This is a genomic window from Kribbella sp. CA-293567, assembly GCF_027627575.1.
Classification (GTDB): domain Bacteria; phylum Actinomycetota; class Actinomycetes; order Propionibacteriales; family Kribbellaceae; genus Kribbella.
The window spans coordinates 438,803-465,262 of sequence record NZ_CP114065.1; the positions used below are offsets into that span (position 1 = coordinate 438,803).

Annotated in this window: 27 protein-coding genes; 17 read left to right on the top strand and 10 right to left on the bottom strand. The window is 68.9% G+C overall.

What is annotated here, in order from left to right:
* Position 1: 1 nt before the first annotated feature.
* Genes OX958_RS02085 through OX958_RS02105 form a run of 5 tightly spaced genes read left to right on the top strand, consistent with a single transcriptional unit; the run spans position 2 to position 6,904 of the window.
* Positions 2 to 1,579 (top strand): type IV secretion system protein, encoded by a 1,578-nt coding sequence (locus OX958_RS02085; protein ID WP_270135316.1) that lies wholly within the window; start codon positions 2 to 4, stop codon positions 1,577 to 1,579.
* A complete protein-coding gene (locus tag OX958_RS02090; RefSeq protein WP_270135317.1) occupies positions 1,554 to 3,074 on the top strand; it encodes an SCO6880 family protein in 1,521 nt (506 codons plus the stop codon). The genes OX958_RS02085 and OX958_RS02090 overlap by 26 nt, the downstream gene beginning before the upstream one ends.
* Positions 3,071 to 4,690 carry an ATP/GTP-binding protein gene (locus OX958_RS02095; RefSeq protein ID WP_270135318.1) on the top strand — a complete coding sequence of 540 codons (1,620 nt, stop codon included), beginning with the start codon at positions 3,071 to 3,073 and terminating at the stop codon, positions 4,688 to 4,690. Before OX958_RS02090 ends, OX958_RS02095 begins: the two co-directional genes overlap by 4 nt.
* Complete coding sequence (locus tag OX958_RS02100; RefSeq protein ID WP_270135319.1) at positions 4,690 to 6,540, top strand: type IV secretory system conjugative DNA transfer family protein; 1,851 nt, start codon at positions 4,690 to 4,692, stop codon at positions 6,538 to 6,540. The genes OX958_RS02095 and OX958_RS02100 overlap by 1 nt, the downstream gene beginning before the upstream one ends.
* Positions 6,530 to 6,904 carry a DUF4913 domain-containing protein gene (locus tag OX958_RS02105; protein WP_270135321.1) on the top strand — a complete coding sequence of 125 codons (375 nt, stop codon included), beginning with the start codon at positions 6,530 to 6,532 and terminating at the stop codon, positions 6,902 to 6,904. The genes OX958_RS02100 and OX958_RS02105 overlap by 11 nt, the downstream gene beginning before the upstream one ends.
* 9 nt (positions 6,905 to 6,913) lie before the next feature.
* Here the strand turns inward: OX958_RS02105 and OX958_RS02110 are convergent, their stop codons facing one another.
* From OX958_RS02110 to OX958_RS02120, 3 genes are all read right to left on the bottom strand, one after another.
* Positions 6,914 to 7,606, bottom strand: coding sequence for a TetR/AcrR family transcriptional regulator (locus tag OX958_RS02110; protein WP_270135322.1), 693 nt, complete (start codon positions 7,604 to 7,606; stop codon positions 6,914 to 6,916).
* 48 nt (positions 7,607 to 7,654) lie between these two features.
* The gene (locus OX958_RS02115) at positions 7,655 to 8,305 is read right to left on the bottom strand and encodes a hypothetical protein (protein ID WP_270135324.1); all 651 of its coding nucleotides are present in this window, start codon (positions 8,303 to 8,305) and stop codon (positions 7,655 to 7,657) included.
* Between the two features lie 67 nt (positions 8,306 to 8,372).
* Positions 8,373 to 9,689 carry an MATE family efflux transporter gene (locus OX958_RS02120; RefSeq protein ID WP_270135325.1) on the bottom strand — a complete coding sequence of 439 codons (1,317 nt, stop codon included), beginning with the start codon at positions 9,687 to 9,689 and terminating at the stop codon, positions 8,373 to 8,375.
* A gap of 452 nt (positions 9,690 to 10,141) precedes the next feature.
* On the opposite strand from OX958_RS02120, the gene dnaB reads away from it, so the two are divergent.
* Both dnaB and OX958_RS02130 read left to right on the top strand, forming a co-directional pair.
* On the top strand, positions 10,142 to 12,643 hold the full coding sequence (gene dnaB, locus OX958_RS02125) for a replicative DNA helicase (RefSeq protein WP_270138974.1): 2,502 nt from the start codon (positions 10,142 to 10,144) through the stop codon (positions 12,641 to 12,643).
* 17 nt (positions 12,644 to 12,660) lie between these two features.
* The gene (locus OX958_RS02130) at positions 12,661 to 12,996 is read left to right on the top strand and encodes a hypothetical protein (RefSeq protein WP_270135326.1); all 336 of its coding nucleotides are present in this window, start codon (positions 12,661 to 12,663) and stop codon (positions 12,994 to 12,996) included.
* Here OX958_RS02130 and OX958_RS02135 read toward each other — a convergent pair.
* Positions 12,993 to 13,640 carry a MerR family transcriptional regulator gene (locus OX958_RS02135; RefSeq protein ID WP_270135327.1) on the bottom strand — a complete coding sequence of 216 codons (648 nt, stop codon included), beginning with the start codon at positions 13,638 to 13,640 and terminating at the stop codon, positions 12,993 to 12,995. The genes OX958_RS02130 and OX958_RS02135 overlap by 4 nt on opposite strands.
* A gap of 91 nt (positions 13,641 to 13,731) precedes the next feature.
* Between OX958_RS02135 and OX958_RS02140 the strand changes: the two genes are divergently transcribed.
* Positions 13,732 to 14,139 (top strand): hypothetical protein, encoded by a 408-nt coding sequence (locus OX958_RS02140; protein ID WP_270135328.1) that lies wholly within the window; start codon positions 13,732 to 13,734, stop codon positions 14,137 to 14,139.
* 43 nt (positions 14,140 to 14,182) lie between these two features.
* Here the strand turns inward: OX958_RS02140 and OX958_RS02145 are convergent, their stop codons facing one another.
* From OX958_RS02145 to OX958_RS02155, 3 genes are read right to left on the bottom strand one after another with little or no spacing between them, the layout of a single operon-like run.
* Positions 14,183 to 14,608, bottom strand: a complete 426-nt coding sequence (locus OX958_RS02145) for a RidA family protein (protein ID WP_270135330.1) — start codon at positions 14,606 to 14,608, stop codon at positions 14,183 to 14,185.
* Positions 14,609 to 14,627: 19 nt separating this feature from the next.
* Positions 14,628 to 15,059 (bottom strand): protein-tyrosine phosphatase family protein, encoded by a 432-nt coding sequence (locus OX958_RS02150; protein ID WP_270135332.1) that lies wholly within the window; start codon positions 15,057 to 15,059, stop codon positions 14,628 to 14,630.
* A gap of 34 nt (positions 15,060 to 15,093) precedes the next feature.
* Positions 15,094 to 15,975: a LysR family transcriptional regulator gene (locus OX958_RS02155; RefSeq protein WP_270135334.1), complete on the bottom strand. Its 882-nt coding sequence runs from the start codon at positions 15,973 to 15,975 to the stop codon at positions 15,094 to 15,096.
* 81 nt (positions 15,976 to 16,056) lie between these two features.
* Here OX958_RS02155 and OX958_RS02160 point away from each other — a divergent pair, with 81 nt between their 5' ends.
* Both OX958_RS02160 and OX958_RS02165 read left to right on the top strand, forming a co-directional pair.
* Positions 16,057 to 17,289, top strand: coding sequence for an MFS transporter (locus OX958_RS02160; protein WP_270135336.1), 1,233 nt, complete (start codon positions 16,057 to 16,059; stop codon positions 17,287 to 17,289).
* A gap of 9 nt (positions 17,290 to 17,298) precedes the next feature.
* On the top strand, positions 17,299 to 18,009 hold the full coding sequence (locus OX958_RS02165) for a dienelactone hydrolase family protein (protein ID WP_270135337.1): 711 nt from the start codon (positions 17,299 to 17,301) through the stop codon (positions 18,007 to 18,009).
* 22 nt (positions 18,010 to 18,031) lie between these two features.
* Here the strand turns inward: OX958_RS02165 and OX958_RS02170 are convergent, their stop codons facing one another.
* Positions 18,032 to 18,973 carry an AraC family transcriptional regulator gene (locus tag OX958_RS02170; protein ID WP_270135338.1) on the bottom strand — a complete coding sequence of 314 codons (942 nt, stop codon included), beginning with the start codon at positions 18,971 to 18,973 and terminating at the stop codon, positions 18,032 to 18,034.
* Between the two features lie 92 nt (positions 18,974 to 19,065).
* Between OX958_RS02170 and OX958_RS02175 the strand changes: the two genes are divergently transcribed.
* The 6 genes from OX958_RS02175 (at position 19,066) to OX958_RS02200 (ending at position 23,525) form a co-directional block, all read left to right on the top strand.
* Positions 19,066 to 19,911 carry an NAD(P)H-binding protein gene (locus OX958_RS02175; RefSeq protein WP_270135339.1) on the top strand — a complete coding sequence of 282 codons (846 nt, stop codon included), beginning with the start codon at positions 19,066 to 19,068 and terminating at the stop codon, positions 19,909 to 19,911.
* The gene (locus OX958_RS02180; protein WP_270135340.1) at positions 19,908 to 20,447 is read left to right on the top strand and encodes an anthrone oxygenase family protein; all 540 of its coding nucleotides are present in this window, start codon (positions 19,908 to 19,910) and stop codon (positions 20,445 to 20,447) included. Before OX958_RS02175 ends, OX958_RS02180 begins: the two co-directional genes overlap by 4 nt.
* The gene (locus OX958_RS02185) at positions 20,444 to 21,286 is read left to right on the top strand and encodes an alpha/beta fold hydrolase (protein ID WP_270135341.1); all 843 of its coding nucleotides are present in this window, start codon (positions 20,444 to 20,446) and stop codon (positions 21,284 to 21,286) included. The genes OX958_RS02180 and OX958_RS02185 overlap by 4 nt, the downstream gene beginning before the upstream one ends.
* A 10-nt stretch (positions 21,287 to 21,296) precedes the next feature.
* Complete coding sequence (locus OX958_RS02190) at positions 21,297 to 21,632, top strand: hypothetical protein (protein ID WP_270135342.1); 336 nt, start codon at positions 21,297 to 21,299, stop codon at positions 21,630 to 21,632.
* A gap of 32 nt (positions 21,633 to 21,664) precedes the next feature.
* The gene (locus OX958_RS02195; protein ID WP_270135343.1) at positions 21,665 to 22,099 is read left to right on the top strand and encodes an SRPBCC family protein; all 435 of its coding nucleotides are present in this window, start codon (positions 21,665 to 21,667) and stop codon (positions 22,097 to 22,099) included.
* A gap of 106 nt (positions 22,100 to 22,205) precedes the next feature.
* A complete protein-coding gene (locus OX958_RS02200) occupies positions 22,206 to 23,525 on the top strand; it encodes an erythromycin esterase family protein (protein ID WP_270135355.1) in 1,320 nt (439 codons plus the stop codon).
* Between the two features lie 60 nt (positions 23,526 to 23,585).
* Here the strand turns inward: OX958_RS02200 and OX958_RS02205 are convergent, their stop codons facing one another.
* A complete protein-coding gene (locus OX958_RS02205; RefSeq protein ID WP_270135356.1) occupies positions 23,586 to 24,398 on the bottom strand; it encodes an ABC transporter permease in 813 nt (270 codons plus the stop codon).
* The gene (locus OX958_RS02210; protein WP_270135358.1) at positions 24,395 to 25,369 is read right to left on the bottom strand and encodes an ATP-binding cassette domain-containing protein; all 975 of its coding nucleotides are present in this window, start codon (positions 25,367 to 25,369) and stop codon (positions 24,395 to 24,397) included. The genes OX958_RS02205 and OX958_RS02210 overlap by 4 nt, the downstream gene beginning before the upstream one ends.
* 91 nt (positions 25,370 to 25,460) lie before the next feature.
* Here OX958_RS02210 and OX958_RS02215 point away from each other — a divergent pair, with 91 nt between their 5' ends.
* Entirely contained in the window at positions 25,461 to 26,429 is a 969-nt protein-coding gene (locus tag OX958_RS02215) for a helix-turn-helix transcriptional regulator (protein ID WP_270135360.1), read from the top strand.
* Positions 26,430 to 26,460: the final 31 nt, after the last annotated feature.

Sequence of the window (26,460 nt, forward strand, 5' to 3'; positions counted from 1 at the left end):
GATGATCAGGATCGCGCTCTGCGCGGGCAGTTGGTACGACTGCCTGGTGGGCTGGATCAAGGAAGCGCTCGGCAACGCCGTCGGAAAGTTGATCGAACTCATGTTCCAGCCGATTCTCGACGCCCTGTCCGTGGCCGTCGGCACCATGTTCACCACCATCGGCACCTTCTGGGTCTTCGTCAAAACCCCGTCGGTGGGCAGCATCGCGACCGGTGCTCCGGCCAGCGACACGGTCGGCTGGATCTGGGGCAACACGCAGTACATCGCCGTCTTCGTGGCGGTGCTGGGCGTGATGGTGGCAGCCATCCAGATGGCGATCAGCCACCGTGGCGAGCCGGTCCGGGAGATGCTCCGCTCGCTGATCACCTTCGGCGTCGCCTCGGCCTTCAGCATCGCGGTCGTCCAGGTGCTGATCGAGTTCGGCGACCGGTTCTCCAACTGCATCATCACCACGGCGATCCAGGACGGCAACGCGACCGGCTGGTTCTGTACCGAGGACGACAAACTTCCCGCCAGCGGCAAGGCCTTCGGCGAGGCGATGACCGCGGTGATGGGCTTCTCCGCCACGGCCGGCGCGGTCGGCGTCGGGCTGATGATCACGATCGGCATCCTGACCCTGCTCGCCTCGGTGATCCAGGTCGTGCTGATCGTGGTCCGCAGCGGAATGCTGATCCTGCTGCTCGGCGTGCTGCCGATCGCGGCGGCGGCGACCAACACCGAGATGGGCAAGAGCTGGTTCAAGCGGATCATCTCCTGGCTGCTGGCCTTCATCCTCTACAAACCGGTGGCCGCGCTGGTCTACGCGACCGCCCTCAGACTCGCGTCGAACAACGGTCAGGGCCTGAACTTCGACGACATCAAGGAGCCCGTCGGCGCGCAGGTGATGAACATGGTCGTCGGCATCACGATGCTGGTGCTGGCCTTGTTCGCGCTGCCCGCGCTGATGCGCTTCATCGCTCCGATGGTGGCCGCGACGGCCGGCTCGGCAGGCGCCGGGATGCTCGCGGCCAAGATGGTCGGCGCGGACAAGATCGGTGACAAGGTCAACGAGTCCACCAAGGGCGAGAGCGACGGCCCGAGCGGCGCTCGCAATGTCGGCCGGCCCAGTCAGCAGCCGTCGAGTCCGCAGGGTTCGCAGAATCCGTCGTCCCAGCCCAGTGGCAGTGGAGGCGGTGCACCTTCAGGCGGGGGTGGTGGCGGAGGAGGCGGTGGCGGCACCGGCGGCGGGTCTAGTGGTGGCGCGGCCGGTGGTGGCGGTGGTGGCGCTGGCGGTGGTGCCGGAGGTGGCGCCAGTGGTGGTGCAGCCGGCGGCGCGGCTGGTGGTGGTGGCGCGGCCGCGGGTGGCGGTGCCGCTGCGGGTGGTGCGGCCGCAGGCGGTGGAGCCGCTGCGGGTGGTGCGGCAGCCGGTGGTGCGGCGGCAGGAGCCGGTGCTGCTGCAGGCCCGGTGGGCATCGCAGTGGTCGCCACGGCAGCGGCCGTCAAGAAGGCCGCCGACGTGACCAAGGAAGTCGGCCAGGCCGGCGCCAACGAGACGATCAACAACGACGCGATGGATGAGGGACCTAGTGGCAGCGGCTGACAACATCCGGACCGTCCCGCGGACCTACGGCAACTGGCGGCAGCCGGCCTCGGCCGGTATCGGCGGCCTGGGCTCGCTCGGCACCGGCATCATGATGGGCGGCCTGATCCTCACCATCATCGTGATGACCGCGGCCGGGATCGGCCCGGCGCTGGTGGTGATGCTGCTGGTCGGCATCTGCCTGGGTCTGCTGATGACGAAGGACAAACACAACCAGTCCGCCCTGCAACGGATCTCGACCCGTATTGGATGGCAGCGAGCAAAGATGGCCAAACACAACATCTACCGTTCCGGCCCACTCGGCCGTACGCCGTGGGGCAAGTTCCAGCTGCCCGGACTGGCGGCGGCCTCCCAGCTGAGTGAGTACAAGGACTCCTACGGCCGCCCGTTCGCGCTGCTCTTCTACCCGAGCACCCGGCACTTCACGGTGATCATCAACGCCGAACCGGACGGCGCGTCGCTGGTCGACGAGGACCAGATCGACGTCTGGGTCGCGCACTGGGGTCAGTGGCTCGCCTCGCTCGGTCACGAGCCCGGCGTCATCGCCGCCTCGGTGACGGTGGAGAGCGCACCGGACACCGGCATCCGGCTGCGCCGCGAGGTCAGCAACAACATGCAGGAGGGCACCCCGGCGATCGCCCGGGCGATGCTCACCGAGGTGGTCCAGACCTACCCCGAGGGTTCCGCGCTGGTCTCCGCCCGGGTCGCGCTGACCTTCAAGGGCACCGACCGCAGCGGCAAGCGCCGCAAGGAAGAGGACATGGGCCGCGAGCTCGCGTCCCGGCTCCCGGCGCTGACCCAGAGCCTGAACTCCACCGGCGCGGGCGCTGCCCGGCCGGTCAACGCGCAGGAACTCTGCGAGACGATCCGGATCGCCTACGACCCGGCGGCCGCCGGACTGATCGACGAGGCCCGCAGCCAGGGCATGTCGCCCGAGCTGCAGTGGACCGACGTCGGCCCGGCCGGTGCCCAGTCGTTCTGGGACAAGTACCGGCACGACAGCGCGTGGTCGGTCACCTGGCAGATGACGCAGGCGCCGCGCGGAGAGGTCTTCTCGTCGGTGCTGTCCCAACTGGTCGGCCCGCACCCCGACATCGACCGCAAGCGTGTCACCCTGCTCTACCGTCCGCTCGACGCCGCCACCTCGGCCCGGATGGTCGAGGCCGACAAGCGCAACGCCTCGTTCCGCGCCAGTACGTCGTCCCGCCCGTCGGCCCGGTCGATCGCGGAGGCCAGGGCGGCCGACCGGACCGCGCAGGAAGAGGCTCGCGGCGCCGGCCTGGTCAACTTCGGCATGATCGTCACCGGCACGGTGATGTCGGCCGATCAGATCCCGGACATGGTGGCCGCGATCGACAACCTCGGCGCGACCGCCCGCGTGCTGCTGCGGCCGGCGTACGGGTCGCAGGACTCGGCCTTCGTGGCGGCGCTGCCGCTCGGCGTCGTGCTGCAGAGTCACCTGTCGGTCCCAGCCGGTCTGCGGGAGTCGCTGTGAGCAAGAAGGACAAGGCGCCGGTCGACCCGACCCGTGGCGGCAAGCGGCCGATGCCGCGTGGCTGGCCCGGCCCGGCTCGCGGCTACTCGACGTACCTGCAGGCTCCGCAGGAGTGGCGCGGTACGACGGTCCAGGTCTGCGGCATGTGGCCGTTCTCGGCCGGTACCGGCAGCCCGATGGTCGGCGTACCGATCGGCCGCAACATCCTCTCCGGCGCCACCATGTGCTGCGACCCGATCAGCTGGTTCATGCGGGCCAAGCTGATCTCCAACCCGTCCGTCTTCGTCCTCGGCAAGCCCGGTCTGGGCAAGTCGACGATCATCCGGCGGATGGCCCTCGGGCTGTCCGGGTACGGCGTCATGCCGCTGGTGCTCGGCGACCTGAAGCCTGACTACAAGGACCTGGTGGTGGCCCTCGGTGGGCAGGTGATCGAGCTCGGTCGTGGCCGTGGGCACCTGAACGTGCTCGACCCGGGCGAGTCCCGGCGTGCGGCGCTCCGGCTCACCGGCAGCGCGCGGCAGGCGATCCAGGCCGACGCGCACGGCCGCCGGCAGACGATGGTCTCCGCACTGATCTCGATCATGCGGTCCGCGCCGCCGACCGACCGCGAGGAGACCATCCTCGACGAGGCGCTCAAGGTGCTCGACGAGCGGCACGAGGGCACCCCCGTACTGCGTGACCTGCTGCAGGTCGTCCAGGAGGCACCGGACCGGGTCCGCGACGTCGCGCTCGACCGCGGCAGCATGGACCGCTACCGGCAGATCACCGAAGGCCTGGAGGCGTCGCTGATCGGTCTGGTCGGCGGTGGCCGGCTCGGGGAGATCTTCTCCGAGCAGACCGACCAGCCGATGGCGATGGACCGCCCGGTGGTCTTCGACGTCTCGAACATCGACGACTCCGAGACCAGCCTGCAGGCCGCCGTACTGCTGGCCTGCTGGTCCTACGGCTTCGGCGCGGTCGCCGTCGCGCAGGCGCTGGCCGACGCCGGTCTCGAGCCGCGCCGGCACTACTTCGTCATCCTCGACGAGCTCTGGCGCGTACTCCGGGCCGGCCGCGGCCTGGTCGACCGGGTCGACGCGCTGACCCGGCTGAACCGGCAGCGCGGTGTCGGGATGGCGATGATCTCGCACACGATGTCCGACCTGCTGGCGCTGGAGCACTCCGAGGACCGGATGAAGGCGAAGGGTTTCGTCGAGCGGTCCGGGATGGTGATCTGCGGCGGCCTGCCACGGGCCGAGATGGAGAACCTGACCGCCGTCGTACCGCTGTCCGGCGAAGAGCAGAACATGCTGATCGGCTGGCAGGACCCACCCGCCTGGGACCCGGCCACCGGTGAGGAGGCCGCGCCTCCCGGGCGAGGCAACTTCCTGGTCAAGGTCGGTGGCCGCCCGGGCATCCCGGTGCACGTCGGCCTGACCTCGGTCGAGCGCGAGATCAACGACACCAACAAGCTGTGGAAGACCGGTGTCGACGGGAAGCCGCTGAAGGTGGAGATCGCCGAGGACGGTACCGAAGAGGTGGTCGAGGAGTACACCTTCGACGACCCGACCATGACGGCGCTGCCGCCCCCCGACCCGACCACCCGGGTGGTCGCCAGAACGGGAGTTGACGAGTAATGGCACAGGGCAGGAAGAGCACCGGACCCGGCGGGCTGTCGGCCGAGTCGGTCCTGGTCTTCATCGGGATCGGCCTGTTCGCGCTGGTCGTCGGGGGCACCTGGATCGCGACCAAGGTGGCCGCCTCGATCAACGGCACCCGGCCGATCGGCGACCCGATGAGCAACCTGGTCGACCTGATCAACGGCCGGGTCCGCTGGTCCGGCGCGGCGACCGGCGTACTGATCCTCGAGGTGGTCGTGCTCGCCCTGCTCGCCGTCGGTGGTTTCTACCTGGTCGGCCGGATGAAGAACGCCGGCTCCCGGGTGGACCGCTCCGCGCAGCTGATGTCGAAGCGCAAGGACATCTACAAGCTCACCCGGCAGGGCGCGCAGGAGATCGCCAACCGGCTGGGCGCCGGGCACGCGGGGCCGGGCGTGATGATCGGCCGGACGGTCCGGGACAACCTGGAGGTGTTCGGGTCCTGGGAGGACATGCACGTCGACATCTGGGGACCAAGAACCGGTAAGACGACGTCGCGCGCCGTACCGGCGATCCTGGACGCTCCGGGGGCCGTGGTGGTCACCTCGAACAAGCGCGACATCGTCGACGCCACCCGCGACCCGCGGGCGAAGAAGGGCCCGATCTGGGTGTTCGACCCGCAGGAGGTCTGCAGCGAGCCGAACAACTGGTGGTGGAACCCGCTCAGCTACATCACCGACGAGACCAAGGCGCGCGAACTGGCCGAGCACTTCGTCGCCTCGCAGCGCAAGGAAGGTGCTCAGACGGACGCCTTCTTCGACTCCGCCGGTACCGACCTGCTGGCCGGTCTGCTGCTCGCGGCGGCGGTCGCGAAGCGCCCGATCACGCAGGTCTACAGCTGGCTCGCGGACCAGCGCAACGACGAGCCGGAGCGCATCCTGCGCGCTACACCGGGGCTGCAGCTCTCGGCCGACGCGTTGTCCGGTGTGATCAACGCGCCCGACAAGCAGCGCGCCGGTGTCTACGGCACCGCGCAGCAGAGCGCGCAGTTCCTGGTCAACCGCAAGGTCACCCGCTGGGTCATCCCGAACGGGCCGAACGACAACCGCCCGCAGTTCAACCCGCACCAGTTCGTCCGCGAGGGCGGCACGCTGTACAGCCTGTCCAAGGAAGGCGCCGGTACGGCGGGCCCGCTGGTCACCGCGTTGACGGTGGCCGTGGTCGAGGCGGCGGAGGAGTACGCCAAGACCTGCCCGATGGGCCGGCTGCCCAGCCCGCTGGTCGGCGTACTGGACGAGGCGGCCAACGTCTGCCGCTGGAAGAACCTGCCGGACCTCTACAGCCACTTCGGCTCCCGCGGCATCGTGCTGATGACGATCCTGCAGTCCTGGGCCCAGGGGATGGAGTGCTGGGGCGAGCGCGGGATGGAGAAGCTCTGGTCCGCCGCGAACATCCGGGTGTACGGCGGTGGCGCGTCCGACGCCAACTTCCTGGAGCGGCTGAGCAAGCTGATCGGCGACTACGACATCCTGTCCAGCTCGGTCTCGTACAACAAGGGCGAGCGCGGTACCAGCAAGCAGACCCAGCGGCACCACATCATGGAGGTCTCCGACCTCGCCTCGATGCCGCCCGGCCGCGCGGTCGTCTTCCCGTCCGGGATCCCGGCGACGATGATCAAGACCGTGCCCTGGATGGCGCGCCCCGACGCGGGGGCCGTCAAGGCCTCGCTGGCCAACCACGATCCGGGCGCGGGTCCTGCGCTGGCGGCGCAGGGTGGGGCGAACGCGTGGGTGGCAGCCGGGACCGGTCAGGCGCCGCCTCCGGCCGCCCCGTCTGGTCCGCCGGTCCCGATCTGGGAGCAGAGCGAGGAGCAGCGCCGTGGATGGTGAGCAGGAACTCTTCTACCCGCATGTCGCGGCCTTCGTGGAGGACCGCCTGGTCTACCTGTACTGCCGGCGGATCGGCCAGCAGTACATGTGGTGCCCGGAGTGGTTCCGGCACGCCGAGGCGCTGAGCCGGCTCGACTCGATCTGGCGCGCCTGGGAACACCTGCGGCTCGACCCGGCGACCGGGATGTCCGTCTGGTGGCGGGACCACGCGGACCCGCACATGCAGGCGCTGCTGGACCCGGACGGGCCGTTCGCGGCCTGCCGCGGGACGCACAGCGACTACCCGATCCCGCCGCTGCCGGTGGAGGAGCCGCCCGCCGGTCTCTTCTTCGACCAGCGCCAGCCCAACCTCCGCGGGATCTAGCGAGGTGGCCTAGCTGGGCTCAGGCAGCCCCAGTACTGTGCCTAGGCGGGCCAGCTGGTGATCCAGGTGGCCCGGAAACTGCGTGACTGTGTTGGTGAACTGACCGAACAGCTCGAGGCTCACCAGCCCGCAGAGCGACGAGAACCCCAGCAGGCCACGGGTCAGCACCTCCGGCTTCAAGTCGCCCGGGAACTGCGGCCTGAGTCGGTCAAGCTCGCGGTGCAGCGCGGCGGTCATGGGCGGGTCGTCCGCTGATGGCTGGAGGTCAGCGTCGGCCAGCACAGCCAGTATCAGGAGTGGCACCCGGCTACCCGCAGCCGTGGTGCGCTCCGGAGGCGCCTTGTAGCCGGGGACCGGGCTACCGTAGAGCAGTGCCCACTCGGCCGGGTTGGCGACGGCCCAGCGGCGTACGGCGCGGCCTATGGTCAACCAGCGACGGCCCAGGTCGTCGCGACGGATGCGGGACTCCGCGGCCTCGACGGCGTCGCCGTACGCGGTGTAGGACTCCTCGATCAGCAGGGTGAGTAGCTCGTCGCGACTCGGCACGTACCGGTAGATCGCCGAGGAGACCAGCCCGAGCTCCCGGGCGATCGCGCGCAGGGAGAGGCCGGCACTGCCCTCGGTCGCGAGCTGCTGGTGAGCGATCCGGAGGATGTCGGCCATCGTCTGCCGGTGCTGGCGCTGCCGCGGGGTCTCGGTCACGCAGGCCAGTGTATTTCAGAGAGCTCCGCTCTCTAATGTGAGGGGTGTTCAGTCACCCAGGCCGAAGTCGCGCAGCGCCTTGGAGTTCTTCTTCTCCAGCCGACGCGGGCGTTTGACGTTCTTGCGGGCGACCGGTGGCTCCTCGGGCGCGTTGCGAACCGCCTCCGCGGCGGGCGGCTGCTCGGCGCGCAGGCGTTGTTCGCGGCCTTCGGCGTAGTTCCAGTCGGCGCGGCGGTCGTCGTCGTTCGCGAGCCGGTCGCGGTGGTTCGCCCTTGCCTGCGCACGGTCGGCGGCCTTCAGGTCGGCATCCGACTGAGCATCGTCGCGGCCGACGGCACCGTCGCGCAGGTGTGCGGCGTGGGCCGAGTCGCTGCGGGCGAGCAACCGCTCATCGGCCGCCTTGGCGCGCAGTTGCCGATGGTTCCGCTCGGCGAAATCGGCCCGGCGCATCGCGTCGGCGATCTCGGCGTCGTTGTCGAGCGCCTGATCGCGCCGCTGCCGGGCTTCGCGTAGCTCCCGCTCCTCGCGGTCGTCCAGTTCGAGGTCTTCGTCGCGCCGCAGCCGGCCGGCCTCCGCGTGCTCTTCCTCGACCCGGAGCTCGTCGTCGGCCTTCGCCAGTTCGGGTACGCCGTCAGCGCCTCGCGCCGGAACCCTGGGTTTCCGCGCGATGATCTGCTCGTCGTCGTCCGTGTCGGCCATGCGGCTCCTTCCGATCGGACCCCACGATGCCGCAAAACCAGGTCAGCGCCTAGTACCGCGTCGGTGCCTAGCGGGTGGCTCCGGTGACCAGCCAGCCGTCGCGGCGTTCACGGGCCAGCAAGGTCAGCAGCCTGAGCAGCATGAACCCGCCGAAGGCCCACCACAGGGCAACCACGCCACCGTCGAACCACAGCACGCTGAGCGCCAGCGGCACGTAAAGGACGAGAGCAATGACACCGGCGACCGCCAGGTACGGCCCGTCGCCAGCGCCGATCAGTACGCCGTCCAGCACGAACACCACTCCGTTGACCGGCTGCCAGAGCGCCGCAACCAGCAGGATGGCGGCCAGCGTGTGCCGCACCTCGGGGTCGGTGGTGAACCAGGGGACGTACAGGCTGTGCAGTCCCCACAGCGCCAGCCCGCCGACGAAGCCCGAGACCAGACCCCACCACATCATCCGCCGGGTGATCGCCTTCGTCCCGGTGACGTCACCCGCGCCCAGGGCCCGGCCGGTCAGCGCCTGGCCCGCGATGGCGATGGCGTCCAGGGCGAGCGCGAGGAAGGTCCACAGCGTGAAGGCCACCTGGTGCGCGGCGACGGACGTCGTACCGAGGTCGGTGGCGACGAAGGTGGTGATGATGATCGCCACCCGCAACGTCAGGGTCCGGACGACCAAGGGGATGCCGGCTTGGGCGGAAGCGAGGATGCCCGGGCGGTCGGGCCTCAGCTTCGCGCCGTCACGGCGGGCTCCGCGGACGACCACCCAGACCAGGGCCACGCCTGCGGCGGTCTGGGCGAGCACAGTGCCGAGTGCGGAGCCGGCGATGTCGAGGCCGAGTCCGTAGACGAGCAGGAGGTTCAGGACGATGTTGACCAGGTTGGCGGCGATCGCCACGATCATCGGCGTCTTGGTGTCCTGCAGGCCGCGCAGTACGCCTGTGGCTGCCAGCAGCAGCAACATGGAGGGGATTCCGAGACAGGAGATCCGCAGGTAGGTCACCGCGTGGTCCGCCACGTCTGGTGAGGGGTTGAACCCAGCTATCGCCGCAGGGGCGAACAGCAAGCCGGCAACAGCCAGTACGACGCCCAGCAGCGCGGCCAGCCAGAGTCCGTCGATGCCTTGGGCGAGAGCGCCCCGGTGGTCGCCTGCCCCGATTCGCCGGGCCACCGCGGAGGTGGTGCCGTAGGCCAGGAAGACGCAGATGCCGACCAGCGTCTGCAGGATAGTGCCTGCGACGCCGAGAGCCGCGAGTTGCGGCGTACCGAGGTGGCCGACGATCGCGGAGTCGGCCAGCAGCATCAGTGGTTCCGACACCAGCGCGAAGAAGGCCGGTACCGCCAGCCGGAGGATCTCCCGATCCTGCGACCAGCTGGTAAGGGGCATGGGCCTCATTGTGCCTGGCCGCACCGGGGGACGGCGCACCGGACCTGTGAGTACCGGATCTTTTTCTCCTCCACAGTGTGGGGAAGAAGAAAGCGCAGGTCAGAGGCCTGTTGTTGAAACTCGTCCACAGATATCCACAGGGATATGCCCAACCTGTGCACACCTGATCGTGGGGTTATGCACCGTTTGTCCACAACCCCTGTGGATGGCTGGCTACCGGGGTCCGGCGTGGGAGGCGTACCGTCGCGTGACTGCCAGCGAAAGTGTCGGTGGCGCTGGTTAGGGTTCGATCAGGTGTTCGATTCGAGCCGAACGAGGAGGCTGGGCTAGTGAGCGTTGCGGAGTTCCGCGGGGGGTCCGGCGGCGGGAACGAAGAACGCAGCCCGGAGATGGGCTTCGACCGCACCCCACCTCAGGACCTGGCCGCCGAGCAGTGCGTGCTCGGCGCGATGATGCTCAGCAAGGACGCGATCGCCGACGTCATCGAAACGCTGCGCGGCACGGACTTCTACCGGCCGGCCCACGAGATCGTCTTCGACGCGGTCACCGACCTGTACGCCCGGGGCGAGCCGGCCGACGCGATCACCGTCGCGGCCGAGCTGGCCAAGCGCGGCGAGATGACCCGGATCGGCGGCGCGCCGTACGTGCACACTTTGGTCGCCTCGGTGCCGCTGGCCGCCAACGCCGGGTACTACGCGCACATCGTCCGGGAGAAGGCGATCCTGCGCCGCCTGGTCGAGGCCGGCACTAAGATCGTCCAGATCGGCTACGCCGGCGAGGGCGAGGTCGACGACGTCGTCGACCAGGCCCAGGCGGAGATCTACTCGGTCACCGAGAAGCGCACCACCGAGGACTACGCGCCGCTGAAGGACATCATGGAGGGCGCCCTCGACGAGATCGAGGCGATCGACTCCCGCGGCGACGCGATGGTCGGCGTACCGACCGGCTTCACCGACCTCGACGAGCTCACCAACGGCCTGCACCCCGGCCAGATGGTCATCGTCGCGGCCAGACCGGCGATGGGCAAAGCGCTCGCACTGGACACTCCACTGCCGACCCCCACCGGCTGGACGACCATGGGTGAGGTGAGCGTCGGAGACCACTTGATCGACGCCGATGGGCGCCCCACCACGATCGTTGCCGCGACCGAGGTCTTGGTCGACCGCCCGTGTTACGAGATCACGTTCTCCGACGGCAGCACCTTGGTCGCCGATGCCGAGCACCAGTGGCTGACGGAGACTCGCGCTTCGCGGAAGGCTCGGTGGGCAGCCGAGACCGGCCACAACCGAACCCGCAGTCAGCGACAGTTCGCCGCAGTGCGGACCACGGCCGAGATCGCCGAAACTCTGCACTGCCCGGGCGCGGAGTTGCGGGTCAATCACTCCATCGACAACGCCTCAGCTCTGGATCTGCCCGAGGTCAGCCTTCCGCTGCCGCCGTACGCGCTGGGAGTCTGGCTCGGGGACGGTCATTCGGCATCGGCCCGGTTCACGTCGGCTGATCCGGAAGTAGCGATGTTCGTGGAGGCCACCGGGTTGATGGTCGGGCAGCAGTCGAGCCTCAACTACTCGCTGCAGTTTCCGCGGGAGTCGCGGCCGGGTCGCGAGTGTGTCGTCTGCGGAACGCTGTTCGTGCCGAAGACTGTCGAGGTCCGCACCTGCGGGCAGTCCTGTGGAGGCAAGGCGAGATTCCTGTCGCCGGCCGTCGCAGCTCCGACTTGCCCGGATTGTGGCGCTGCGTATGCGGGCGGCCAGCGTTGCCAGTCCTGTCACGCTGATCACGGCACGGTTCAGGCCGTCCTCCGCAAGATCGGCGTCCTGGGCAACAAGCACATCCCAGTCGATTTCCTGCGGGCGTCCGAGAACCAGCGGCGCGAGCTCCTGGCAGGTCTGCTGGACACCGATGGGACGGTCAACCCGACGGGCAGTTGCCAGATCACGCTGACCAACGAACGCCTCGCGCTGGATGTCTACGAGCTGATCGTCAGCCTGGGGTACAAGTGCGGACACCGAACACGGACCGTCGAGGGGCGTACGCCGGAATCCTCCATCGGGCACGTACTGACCTTCAGTACCGTGGACGACGTCTTCAAGTTGTCGCGAAAGATGATCACGCACAAGGAGCGCCGGCCGAAGTCGACGATCCGGATCGGTAACCGGCTGGTCAAGCAGGTCCGCCGGATCGACAGCGTGCCCGTCCGTTGTGTGGAGGTGGACAACTCCGCCCACCTCTACCTGGCCGGCCGGTCCATGATCCCGACCCACAACTCGACGCTCGGGCTGGATTTCGCCCGGTCGTGCTCGATCAAGCACGGGCTGACCTCGTGTGTGTTCTCGCTCGAGATGAGCCGCAACGAGATCACCATGCGGTTGCTGTCGGCCGAGGCGAAGGTGCCGCTGCACCACATGCGCAACGGCAAGATGACCGACGAGGACTGGGCCCGGCTGGCCCGCAAGATGGGTGAGGTCTCGGAGGCGCCGTTGTTCATCGACGACTCGCCGAACCTGACGATGATGGAGATCCGCGCCAAGGCCCGCCGGCTGAAGCAGCGGCACGACCTCAAGCTGATCGTGATCGACTACCTCCAGCTGATGACGTCGGGCAAGAAGGTCGAGTCCCGCCAGCTGGAGGTCTCGGAGTTCTCCCGCTCGATCAAGCTGCTCGCCAAGGAGCTGGAGCTCCCGGTGATCGCGATCTGCCAGCTGAACCGAGGCTCCGAGCAACGCTCCGACAAGCGGCCGATGGCCTCCGACCTCCGCGAATCGGGATCGCTTGAACAAGATGCCGACGTCGTCATCCTGCTGCACCGCGAAGACGCCTACGAGCGCGAGTCCACCCGCCCCGGCGAAGCCGACTTCATCGTCGCCAAACACCGCAACGGCCCCACCGCCGACATCGTCGTAGCCTTCCAGGGCCACTACTCCCGCTTCGTCGACATGGCCCACGACGGCTGACGCAAGAATCAACGAAGATGCCGCTGAAGCCCGGGTATCACCGCGGCAAGCATTTCAGTGCTTGGGTTGACGCGGTGCGGGAGTTCGAACGCGCAGGTCAGTTGGACCAGGCGTTGGAGCTACTCACGAACCTCGTCGCAGCGACTGAGGCGGAAAGCCGAGCAAATGCGTGCGGGGTGGCGCCCTGGTACTTCGAGCAGATCGCAGTGATCCACCGGCAACGCGGAGATCTGCGCGCCGAGCTGGCGATTCTCGAACGCTATGCCGAGCAACGGAAAGCGCCCGGTGCCGGCCCGGCGAAGTTGTCCGCCAGGCTCGAGCGGGTTCGCGATCTGATGAAGCCGAGCAGCTAAGCCTGATCGTCAGTGAGAGCCTTCCAGCGCTTGGCGGAGATTGATTCCTGGGCGAGGAGGCGGAGGCTGGCGATGATGGTTTCGCCGAGGATGGTGCCGATGACGACTGATTCGGCGATCTCGTCGGGGGCGGGGCGGGAGGTGACCGCGGCGACTTCGAGTTCGGTGAACTTCTCCACCGCGTCGGCGTAGGAGTCGAGGGAGTCGGTGAGGTGTTCCTGGTCGAGGGTGCGGAGGGCCGCGAGGGTCTCGATCAGGGTGGTGAGGGCCGGGGCTTCGGGGTCGATCGACCAGCCGCGGGTGTTGATCAGGGCGGTGACCTGGGCGGTGGCGGCTTCGCGGGCGGCCGAGGTCGAGGTGAGTTGGCGTTGAGGGGTGATCGCGCGGTGGGCGCGGCCGATCTTGTCGTGCAGGGGCATGGTTTCTGAGTCCAGGCCCTCGAGCACGTCCTTCACCCGGGCGACCGGCACCTGGGCCAGGTCGACGAGAGCGCGGATCAGGCGCAGCCGGCGGAGGTGCGCTTCGCCGTACGACGCCTGGTTCGGGCTGGTCAGCTCGCCCGGGGGAAGCAAGTTTTCCCGGAGGTAGTACTTGATCGTCGGGACCGGAACCCCGGAGACCCGGCTCAGCTCGGCGATCCGCATAAAGGTCTTGCCCTTCTTTCGGCTGTGATGGATAGTACCAATATCCGTAAGCGGATACCTCCACTATCTATTTTGAGAGAAAGGCGCACCCATGGTCCTGAGCGACCCGTCCCGGGACATCGCCGGCACGATCCTGCTCACCATCGTCACGATCCAGGTCGGCGGCTGGTTGCTGACCAAGGTCGCTCGCGGGGAGGTGCCGATGACGGACTTCCAGAAGTCGTTCGCGCGCGCCGGGCACGGTCACGCCGGCGTACTGGTCATCCTCAGCCTGGTCGGCCTGCTGTACGTCGACCAGACCAACCTCGAAGGCTTCTTCCTCACCCTCGGGCGCCTGGGCATCCCGATCGCGGCGATCCTGATGTCGGGCGGCTTCTTCGCCTCGTCGGCCGGCAAGGACCGCACCACGCCGAACCGGTTCGTCGCCATCCTCTGGCTCGGCGCGCTCTCCCTCGCGGCCGGCGTCCTGACCCTCGGCGTCGGTCTGCTCACCGCCTGACTCACCCCGTCAACCGGCAACAGACTGGTCCCCGACCAGCCGATCAGAGCGCGGCGGTCACGTCGATCTCGACCAGCTGACCGGGGAAGCCGAGCTGGGCGACGCCGAGCAGGGTGCTGGCCGACGTGAAAGCCGGCGCCAGCGGTGACTCGTTGAGCTGGATCCACACTTGGCTGAGGTCCTCACGGGCGGCGCTGGCCACATAGATCACAGTCCGTACGACGTCCGTCGGGCCGGCCCCGGCGGACTGCAGCGCGACCAGGATGTTCTGAATCACCTGCTCGGTCTGCCCGGCCAGCCCACCGGCGGCGAGCTCACCCGACGGCATCAGCGGACATTGCCCGGCCAGCATCACCAGCTCCGCGGCCCGGACCTTCGTCACGTGGTGATAGCCGGGGGTCGCATGCAGGGCGGTGGGATTGGAGCGCTCGATCGTCACGCCCAGAGCAAACGCGACCGGCCGCGCCATCGTCAACGGGATATCCCGATCAGGACGCGCTGAAGCGCCTGACGTAGCGCTTCTGCCACGGCGTTTCGACGGCCTTGGGGTGGTAGTTCGCCCGTACGAAGGCGACCGCGTCGGTCGGAGCGACTCCGTCGAGCACGGCGAGGCACGCCAGCGCAGTACCGGTTCGGCCGCGGCCGCCTCCGCAGGCCAGCTCCACTCGCTCCGACGAAGCCCGGTCGAGCACCTCCACCAGCGCATCCCGAGCGTCCCGGCTGTCGGCCGGCAGACGGAAGTCCGGCCAGCGCACCCATCGTGAAGCCCACTCGACCTCGGGCGGCTGCCTGTCCAGCAAGTACACCCCGTACTCCGGCAGCGCCCCGCCCGGCAACGGATCGCGCAACCCTCGTCCCCGCACGAGCCGTCCCGAAGGCAGCTTCAGCACCCCGGCCGCACCCAACTCCCACGTCTCCACGCCGCCAAACTACCGGCCCGAGCGCGTACGCCGGCTAGATCGAGGCAGTCATCAGATCCAGCAGTGCGGTCACGGCCCGGCTCGGTCGCTTGCCGCTCAGAGTAATCGCGGACAACGTCCAAGTGAGCTCCACATCGGTCAACCGCAGCCGGGTCACTCCTGGCACGTTCTCCAGCTGCATGTCCGGTACGACGGCCACGCCCAGCCCGGCGCGCACGTACTCCGGGACGGTCGTCAGGTCCGGCACCTCCACCTGCACCCGTCGTGGCAGTCCGGCAAGGTCGAACGCCCGATCCACCGTCGTCCGGTTCCCGAATCCGCGCAGCATGTCGACGAACCGCTCGCCCGCGAGATCCTCCAGGCGCACCGCAGCGGCCGACGCCAGCCGATGCGTCAACGGCACCAGTGCGACGAACGACACCGTCGCCAGCTCGCGCGGCTCCAACCCGCTCATCTCCGCCCGGCTCAACCCGACCAGCGCCACGTCGAGCCGGCCGTGCCGGACGTCGTCGGCCAGGCCGCTCGAACCCGTCGGCGATGTCGTCACCTGCACCTCGACCAACGGATACCGCTGATAGAACGAGCCGAGCAGGGCCGGTAGGTCGATCAGCCCGAGTCTGGTCATCGTGCCGATCCGGACGTTCCCCCGCAGCCCGGTCGACGCCTCCTCGACCACGGCCCGGGCGCGGTCCAGCGCTTCGAGCGCGGCTTTCGCCTCGGGCAGCAGCGCCTCGCCGGCATCCGACAAGGTGACGCGGCGGGTGGAGCGATCGAACAGGGTCGTCTTCAGATCGGTCTCCAGTGCACGGATCGCCGCCGAGACGGTCGACTGCACGGTGAACAGCCGCTGAGCGGCACGAGTGAAGCTCAACTCCTCCGCGACGGCGACGAAGTACTCCAGCTGGCGGCTGTCCATCGACCAATTATCGCCGGAGTCGATAAGACAGTGCAAGAAGATTCGTTGGACTCGATAGATCGCAGCAGTGAACCTAGAAGCATGACAACTCTTTCCGGCCACCGCTCGCTCGACCGGGCCGGTACTCCCGTTCGGTTCGCGCACGGTGCCGGCTTCTGGATGATCGCCGTCGCCTTCCTGACCACGATGGCGTTCTCCACGGTCCCAACGCCGCTCTACGCGATCTACCAGCGCCGCGACGGCTTCCCGACCTTCATGATCACGGTCATCTTCGCCGCCTACGCGGTCGGGGTGATGGTCAGCCTCTACCTGGCCGGTCACGTCAGCGACTGGCTCGGCCGCCGCCGGGTGGCACTGCTCGCCGTCCTGACCGAGGCGCTCGCCGCGGTGATCTTCCTCTTCTGGCAGGACGTCCCCGGACTGCTGCTGGCGCGTTTTGTGTCGGGTGTCGGCGTCGGGGTGCTGACGGCGACCGCGACGGCTCACCTCTCCGAGCTGCGGCGGATCTCGCGGCCCGACGAGGATCCGAGCCACTCGGCGCTGATCTCCTCGATGGTCAACCTCGGCGGCCTCGCGTTCGGGCCGCTGGTCGGTGGGCTGCTCGCGGAGTACGGGATGAAGCCGCTGGACCGGCCGTACGAGGTGTTCCTGGTCCTGCTGCTGCTCAGCGCGCTGGGGATCGCGCTGGTGCCGGAGACGGTCGAGCGGCAGGAGGAGCGTCCGGCGTACCGGCCGCAGCGGGTGGCGTTGCCGAGTGCCGCGAAGCCGCAGTTCTTCGCGACGGCCGTCGGTGCGTTCGCCGCCTTCGCGATCTTCGGACTGTTCACCTCACTGGCCCCGACCTTCCTGGCCGGCACTCTGCACCAGACTTCGCGGTTGCTGGCGGGCGTCGTCACGTTCGCGGTCTTCCTCGCGGGGGCCGTGAGCCAGATGCTGTTCGTCCGGTTCAGCCGGCCGCGGCAGCTCAAGCTCGGGCTGGTGCTGATGTCGGCCGGGCTGATCGGGGTCGCGGTCGGTGGGCTGCTGCCCAGCCTGTGGCTGTTCGTCGCCGGTGGCGTCATCGCGGGAGCCGGTGTCGGCCTGGTCTTCCGCGGCGCCGTCGCGACCGCGGCCTCGCTGGCCGACCCGAGTTCACGGGGTGAGGTGCTCGCCGCACTCTTCCTGATCGCGTACGCCGGACTGGCGCTCCCGGTCCTCGCGATCGGCGTCGGGGTGGCCCTGCTGCCGGCCCAGCTCGCGCTGCTGATCTTCTCCGCGATCATCTTCGTCCTGGTCAACGTGGCCGGACAGCGCATGCTGAAGGCGATGCCCTAGCCTCCCTGCGTGGACATCGAAGCGGGCCAGGTGCGGATCGGGGAGCTGGGCGCGTATCTCGCCCGGCCGGTGGGAGTCGAGGCGGGACCGGGGATGCTGCTGCTGCCGATGATCACCGGCATCGGCGAGCAGCTTCGCGACTGGGCGGACGAGCTGGCGGGGCGCGGCATCACCGCGCTGGTCTGGGATCCGTTCAAGGGCCGCAGTACGGACGACTCGAGCCGCGAGGAGCTGTTCGCGCTGGCCGACGGACTGGATGACGACACCGCGCTCGCTGAGCAGGCCGCGCTGCTGGATCACCTGCTCGACGACCTCGGTTGCACCAGGGCAGGAACGATCGGCTGGTGTCTCGGCGGCCGTTTCAGTTTGTTGCTGGCAGCAAGAGAACCCCGGGTCGCCACGGTGGTCGCCTACCACCCGACGGTGCCCTCCGAGCTTCGGCCGAACCAGACCCACGACGCGATCGCCGACTCGATCGGCATCACCGCGCCGGTGATGGTGGTCTACCCGGGCGCCGACGCCGCGGTACCGGTCGCCGATTTCGAGGCGCTGCAGACAGCGCTGCAGAGTCGCGGGACCGGGGCGACGATCACCCACTTCCACCCGGGTGTCGAGCACGGCTTCGCCGATCGCTTCCGGCATGACAAGCCGGCGAACGTCGACGCCTTCCGGGTGTCCTGGCCGCAGGCTCTCGCGTTCATCGACGCCACCACCGCCTGACGGCAACCGGTACGCCGACGCGCTACGCCGCCGTACTCGCGCGGCGATGCGCGGTCGGGCTGGTCCCGCGGACGCGTTTGAACGCGACGCTGAGCGCGAACGCGTTGGCATAGCCGACCTTGCGGGCGATCGACTCGACCGTGTGCGTCGTCTCGCGCAGCAGGTCGGCGGCCAGGGTGATCCGCCAGCCGGTGAGGTAGGCCATCGGCGCCTCGCCGACCAACCCGCTGAACCGCCTGGCCAGGCTGGCTCGTGAGACCCCGGTCCGCTCGGCCAGCTCCACGACACTCCACGGATGCGCGGGCTCCTCGTGCAGCAGCCGCAGCGCCAGGCCGACCACCGGATCGCTCTGCGCCTGGTACCACCCCGGCGCGTGCGACTCGGGCCGGGCGAACCACGCGCGCAAGGTGGTGATCAGTGCCAGGTCGAGCCACCGATCGAGCACCGACTGCTGACCGGGCTCGTCGCGCTGGATCTCGCCGAGCACCAGCTCCATCACATGACCCGCCACGTCCGCGGCCGGGACCACCAGCACCGGAGGCAACGCGGCCAGCAGCCGGCGGCTGACGTCGCCTTCCAGCTGATAGGTGCCGCTGACCACCATTGCCTCGCCGTCCGGCCGGCCACCGTGTGTCCGGACGCCGAGCCGGGAACTGTAGTCAATGGGTGCTCCCGGCAACGGTTCGCAGACGCCGTACGGGTGGATCCGGAGATTGGGCACCGTGCCGGGCTGGTCGGCGACGACGTACGGCGTCGGGCCGGAGAGCACGGCGACGTCGCCTTGCTCCATCCGGATCGGCGGCTGACCGTCCCTGACGATCCAGGCCGAGCCGCGGACGAGGGTCGCCAGTGCCAGCGGTGCCTCGTCGACGATGTGCAGTCCCCAGGGCGGATCCAGGATGGTCAGGTTGAAAACGCCACCTCGTGCCCGGGTGCCGGCGAGCAGGTCATCCAGGACGTCCATGGCGAGGAGACTACCTCAGACTGAGACTCTCAGACATCGAAATGCGCCGGAGAACCATGGTTTGTCTCAGCTGATCACGGTGAACTGAGGTCATGACAACAACACCGATCCTCATCCTCGGCGGCAAGGGCAAGACCGGCCGCCGCGTCACCGAGCAGCTCGACACCCGGGGCGTCGCCTACCGCCTGGCTTCGCGGTCGAGCGAGCAACGCTTCGACTGGTACGACGAGAGCACTTGGTCGCTGACCGTCGCCGGCATCGACACGGCGTACCTGGCGCCGCCGGTCGGGCCGACGGGACTGGCCCAGGCCGGGAAGTTCATCCGGCAGGCGGCCGCCGAAGGGCTGCGCCGGGTCGTGCTGCTGTCCGGCCGTGGCGTCGGCAGCCCGGGTCGCGACTTCGCGGTCTACGAAAGCAGCCTCGAGTTGGAGAACCAGGTCAAGGCCAGCGGCGCCGACTGGACCATCGTCCGGCCGGCGTGGTTCGCCCAGAACTTCAGCGAGGACTTCCTGCTGGACTACGTGCTCGGCGGCGAGATCCGGGTGGCGGCCGGTGACGGCGGCGAGGCGTGGATCGATACCGACGACATCGGCGACGTGATGACGGCGGTGTTGCTCGACGAGCAACATACCGGCGAGACCTACTCGCTGTCCGGACCGCGAACCCTGACGATGACCGAGGTCGCCGCGGAGCTGGCCCAGGTCAGTGAGCGGCCGATCACCTACGTCGACCTCGAGCCGGAGGAGTTCGTGGCCGAACTGATCGGCTTCGGGCAGCCCCAGGAGGACGCGGAGGCGGTCCGCGATCTGTTCGCGGTGATCCGCAACCACCGCTCGGAGTACGTGTCGGAAGGCGTCCAGCAGGTGCTCGGCCGGGCCCCGCGCGACTTCGCCGACTGGGCCCGGGCGACGGCGCGGACCGGAGTGTGGTCGGCATGAACCTCACCAGGATCCTGATCTTCTCCGGACTCGTCGGCAGCGCGTTGACGGGCGGTTTGTTCTTCGCCTTCGGTACTGCGGTGATGGGCTCCCTGCAGCGAATGCCGGCCGGGCAGGGCGCGGTCGCGATGAACCTGATCAACGTCCGGATCCAGAATCCGCTGTTCCTGCTGGTCTTCTGCGGTACGGCGCTGGTCTGTGTCGCCCTCGCGATCCTCGCACTGGTCCGCGACACTCCGGGCAAATGGTGGGTACTGGCCGGCTCCGTGCTCTACCTGGCCGGCGTGATGGTGGTCAGCTTCGCCGTCAACATCCCGCTGAACGACCGACTCGCTGCCGTCGACCCACACTCCGCGGCCGGTGCTGCGGAGTGGCTGAACTACCTGGCCAAATGGAACCCGGCCAACAATCTCCGCGCAGTCGCCGGCGCGCTTGCCGTCGTGGCCTTCGCCCTGGCGCTGCAGGCCGGAGCGGGCAGCGCGTCCGCTGCCGGCACCGATCGGCAGACCCCTGGCGTCGGTACCGTCTGGTCATGACTGCCCTGCTGCCGGTCAACGGCGTCGAGTTGTGCGTCGACACCTTCGGAAGCGCCTCGGACCCGGCCATCCTGCTGATCCACGGCGCTTCCGCCTCGATGGATCACTGGGAACCGGCCTTCTGCCGACGGCTCGCGGACGGCGGCCGGTACGTCGTTCGCTATGACCACCGCGACACGGGGGAGTCGACCAGCTACGAGCCCGGCAATCCGCAGTACACGGGGGCGGAGCTGGTCGCCGACCCGCTCGGCATCCTCGACGCACTGGAAATCTCCCGGGCGCATCTGGTCGGCATCTCGATGGGTGGCGGCATCGTTCAGGAACTCGTCGTCGAGCACCCCGATCGCGTCGCCTCGGTCACCTTCGTCGCGACCAGCCCGATGGGCCCGGACCTGCCACCGCCGACCGACGAGATCAAGGCCAGCTTCTCCGGCGAAGCACCGCCGACCGACTGGTCCGACCCCGAGGCAGCGCTCGACGCGCTGATCAGGGACGACCGCCTCTACGCCGGCACCCTCCCGTACGACGAACCCGCCCGCCGCGCGCTCTACGCCGCGGCGTTGTCCAGGGCAACCAATCCGGCCGCGATGACCAACCACTGGATGCTCGAGGGCGGCGAATCGGTCCGTCCCCGGCTCGGCGAGATCGCAGTACCGGCGCTCGTCCTGCACGGCACCGCAGATCCGCTGTTCCCGCCGCCCCATGGCGAAGCGCTGGCCAACGAAGTACCGGGCGCGCGGCTGGTCCTGCTCGAAGGCGCCGGCCACGAACTCCCGCCGCTGACCTGGGCGGTGGCCGTTCCCGAGATCCTGGCGATCAGCGCACCCCGCACCCGCTAGGTTGCCGTTCATGGAACCGCTCACCTTTGACTACGAGAACCTGCACTTCCGCGTGGACCGGGGGGTCTTCGAGGCGTTCGACCTGATCGGTGCGCAGCAGAGCCTGCGTCTGCCACTGCAGTGGCTCGGGGTGCTGATCTTCTTCAAGAAGCCCGGTAAGCCGGGTCAGCTGTTCATCGGCACGGTCCGGAACCGGGACGCGAACCTGCCGCTCTACGGCACCGACCGGCTCGACCTGAGCTCCGCCGCCACCTCCTCGCTGCAGATCTCGGCCGACGACGAGGCGCGCTTCCGCGAGTTCTTCACCAAGGTCGCCGAGGTCGCCAACCGCCGGGTCGCTGCATAACTTCGGGTTGTCACGGGCGGTAGCGTGGCGAAGTGATCACCATCGAGCGCGTTGTCACCGTGGAGAAGCCCGTCGACCGGGTCTTCGCCTACCTGTCCGACTTCGAGACGACCACCGAGTGGGACTCCGGGACGGTGTCGACGGTCAAGGTGGAGGGTGACGGTGGCCCCGGCACGAGGTACCAGAACACCTCGTCGTTCGCCGGCCGGGAGACCGAGCTGGAGTACGTCGTACAGAAGCTCGAGCCCGGCCGCCTGTTCCAGCTCCGGGGCGCGAACAAGACCGTCACCGCGCTCGACACGATGACGTTCCGGGCCACCGGCAGCGGCGGCACCGAGGTGACCTATCGGGCCGAGTTCGAGTTCAAGGGCGTCACCCGGCTGATCGAGCCGCTGTTCAAGGGGCAGTTCAAGAAGCTCGGCGACGAGGCCGAAGTGGGCATGCGGGAAGCGCTCGAAAAGCTCTGAAGGTACAGCAGGCACTACCTTCGGTCGGGGCGGCTGCGGGATGGGGCCGGCGAGCCGATCCGGACAGAGTGGGAGTCAACAGCACCCAGCCTCCCGGAGGACTTTGATGAAGCGGCTCCTGGCAGCCCCGGCCTTGCTCGTTGCAGCGGCTCTGCCCTTGTCGACGCTCACCGCGACCGCGGCGCCCAGCGCCCCGGCGCCTGCCAACCCGGTGCCTGCCCTGACCGCGGCGGCGCACCCGATCCGCAGTACCGAGGCCGGCAGCAGCCTGCGTGACGTGAAGCCGCTGGCCGCCATGGTCGGCAACGCCCGGATCGTCGGGCTCGGCGAGGCGACCCACAGCTCCAGTGAGTTCTTCACACTGAAGCACAAGATCTTCCGCGAGCTCGTGGTGGACAAGGGCTTCACCACCTTCTCCCTCGAAGCCCCCTGGAGCACCGGCCTCGAGCTCGACCGGTACGTCGTCAGCGGCGTCGGCGATCCGCGCGAGATCATGCGCCGCGACTTCCAGGACGCGTACAAGTTCTGGAACACCGCCGAGTACCTCGAACTGATCGAGTGGATGCGCTCCTACAACCGCACCCACGCCCGCAAGCTGCACTTCGTCGGCAACGACCTCGGCTATGCCGGCCCGGCCTTGCTCGATCGCGTGGTCGGCTACGTCGGCAAGACCAGCCCGGCGTCCCTGCCGGAGCTCAACCGCCTGTACGCCGGTCTCCGCTCCGACGCCGAGTACGCCGCCTGGAGTGCCGCGTACTTCGCCAAGCCGCTCGCGGAGCGGGTCAAGATCGAGGCGGCGGCGCGCCGGGCCGTCGTACTGGTGGAGTCGTTGCCTGCGAGCCGCGAGCGGACCTGGGCGGCCCAGCACGCACGGGCGATCTGGCAGGTCGCGAAGTTCTACTCGTTCGACGTGACGGACCCGACGGTGACGCCGAAGGCGATGTACTTCCGGGACGAGTCGATGGCCGCCAACACGGGCTGGTGGGCCCGCGCCACCGGCGCGAAGGTGGTGCTGTCGGCGCACAACGGTCACATCGCGCTCGAGACGGGCTCGCCGAAGGACTACCCGAAGACGCAGGGACAGTTCCTGCGCGAGCAGTTCGGCCGCGGCTACCTGACCGTCGGGATGTCCTTCGACCACGGCTCCTTCAACTCCCACGACACGGCCGACGGCCGACTGCGCGTCTTCACCCTGCCGTCCGCGGCGAAGGGCAACAACGAGCACACCCTCGACCAGGTCCCGTACCGCGATTACCTGGTCGACCTGCGCCGCCTGCCGGCCCGCACCCGCGCGTGGTTCGACGTACGCCGTCCGACCCGGGACATCGGCACAGGCTACCCCACCCCCGAGCTGCCGATCCGGCTCGGCCCGAGTTACGACCTGCTCATCCACCTCAACCAGATCACGGCGGCGCGGCTGCGCTGACCCACGCTCGAAGGACCCGAGGCCCACGGGGCTTCGGGTCCTTCGAGCGTTCCGGCGAGGTCAGTCAGCAGAACGGAGCATCGTGCGGATGCCGACGGTCAGCCCCAGAGCGACCGTGACCAGGCCGGCGACCCAGCCCCACAGCACGGTGGTCGAGGTGACGTCACCGGCGAACAGCGTCCGCTCCGCGTCCACCAGGTAGGACAGTGGGTTGAACTTCGACGCGATTCGCATCCACTCCGGCCCGGTCTCCAGCGGCAGCAGCATCCCGGACAGGATCATCAGCGGGAACAGGAACGTCTGCTGCACCACCCAGAACATCCAGTCCTGCTTGCGGACCGCGATCGCCAGCGCGTAGCTGAACGAACCGAGCCCGATCCCGAACACGGCGAGCAGCGCCAGCCCGACGATCGCGCCGCCCAGGTGCAGGTCGAAGCCGAACGGCGTCATCACCGCGATCACGATCACCGCTTGACCGAACAGCGGCACCATCTCCTTCAGCGCCCGGCCGATCAGCAGCGACGAACGGGACAGCGGCGTCACCAGCATCCGCTCGTGTGCGCCGGTCTGGAACTCGAAAAGCAGGTTGGACCCGGTGGCCGAGGTCCCGAACAGGGTCGTCATCACCAGGATGGCGGGCACGAACCACTGCCAGACACCGCCGTCCAGCGAGCCGCCGAGCGAGCCCTTGAGCAGCGGGCCGAACAGGGCCAGGAAGACCAGCGGCTGGATCATGCCGAAGATCAGCGAGAACGGGTCGCGCAGTACGGGCTTGAGCTCGCGCTGCATCACGATCCGGGTGTCCCGGAAGAGGTTCCGGTTGACCGGACGCGTGGTCGCCGGCGTCGTGGTGGGGACGGTAAGGGTGGTCATGCTGCGGCCTTTCCGGTGCTGTCGGCCTCGCGCAGGCTGCGGCCGGTGAGGTTGAGGAAGACGTCGTCGAGGGTCGGCCGGTGGACCTGAGCGGTCACCACCGGTACGCCGTACTGCTGGGCCGCCGTGATCAGGTCGGGCAGCGCGCTCGGGCCGTCGGCCACCCGCACGGTCAATCGGTCGCCCTCGGCAACTATTTCTCTTGCTCCCGGCAACTTCGTGGCCAGCTGGGCGGTCTCTGCGAGGTTGCCGGGGACAACGGTGAGCACCAGCTGGTCGCCGGCCAGGTCGGCCTTCAACGCGTCCGCGGTGTCGTCGGCGATCACCTCGCCGTGGTCGACCACGACCACCCGCTCGGCCATCGAGTCCGCCTCGTCCAGGTAGTGCGTGGTCAGCATGATGGTCATCGAGTGCTGCTCGCGCATCCGCAGGATGTGGTCCCACAGGTTGGCCCGGTTCTGCGGGTCCAGCCCGGTGGACGGCTCGTCGAGGAACAGCAGTCCGGGGGCGTGCACGAGCCCCATCGCGACATCCAGCCGGCGGCGCTGGCCACCGGACAGGTCGGACACCTTGCGCTTGGCCAGTTCGCCTAGCTCGAGCGACTCCAGCAGTTCGTCGGTCCGCCGGTTGGCCGCGCGGGAGTCGAGACCGTAGATGACGCCCTGGCCGTGCAGTTCGTCGCGGACCCGTTGCGAGTGGCCCGCGCCGTTGCCCTGGCCGACGTACCCGATCCGGCGGCGGACCTGACTCGGGTCGGCGGTGACGTCGTACCCGGCGACCTTCGCGGTGCCGGAGGTCGGCGCGATCAGGGTAGTGAGCATCCGCAGGGTGGTGGTCTTGCCGGCGCCGTTCGGGCCGAGCACGGCGACGAGCTCACCCGGTTCGACGTCCAGGCTGATGCCGCGGACCGCGTGCACGGTGTCGGTGCGGCTCACCACGAAGTCCTTGGTGAGCTCTCGGGTGCTGATCACGATGTCTCCTTGAGATCTTGGGGCCTGACCTCGCTGACATTTCCAGCAGTAGAGGACAGCTTCTGGCCGTTACTCGTGGCAATCTGAAGTCATGTCCGAAACCTCGGCTCGACTCCTCTCGCTGCTGTCCCTTCTGCAGGCCCGCCGCGACTGGCCGGGCGCGCTGCTGGCCGAGAGGTTGGAAGTGAGTCCGCGCACGGTTCGCCGCGACGTCGACCGGCTGCGCGATCTCGGCTATCCGGTCCGCGCGAGCAAGGGACCGGACGGTGGCTACCGGCTCGACGCGGGCGCCGAACTACCGCCGCTGCTCTTCGACGACGACCAGGCGATCGCCGTCGCGGTGGCGCTGCAGACCGCGACCAGCACGGTGACCGGAATCGAGGAAGGCGCGCTGCGTGCCCTCGCCACGGTCCGCCAGGTGATGCCGGCCCGCCTCCGGCAACGCGTCGACGCACTCCAGGTCACCACGATCGACAAGTACGCCGACTCGCGCCGGATCAAGGTCGACTCCGACCACCTGATCGCGATCGGTACCGCGCTCCGCGCCCGCGAAGTACTGCGCTTCGACTACGCCTCACCCGGCGCATCGGAGGACGAGTGGACACCCCCGCGGAAGGTCGAGCCGCACCACCTCGTCACCTGGGGCGGCCGCTGGTACCTGGTCGGCTGGGACCTCGACCGCGCCGACTGGCGCACCTTCCGCGTCGACCGGATGCTGCCCAAGACCCCCACAGGCCCCCGCTTCACCCCGCGCGAACTACCCGCCCCCGACATCTCGACGTACATCTCGAGCCGCTTCCAGAACGCGAACCAATGGCCCTGCCGCGGCACCGCCGTCCTCCAGGCCAAAGCCACCGACATCGCCCGCTGGGCCGGCCGCGACGCCCTGGTCGAGGAACTCACCCCCACCACCTGCCGCCTGACCCTCAGCGCCTGGTCCTGGACCGGCCTCGCCGCCACCTTCGGCATGTTCGAGAGCGAGCTGGAGTTCATCTGCCCACCAGAACTCAAACAAGCCGCCCACCAACTAGCCGCCCGCTACACCACCGCGGCATCCTGAGCATCAAACATTGACGCAATCATTATATCAA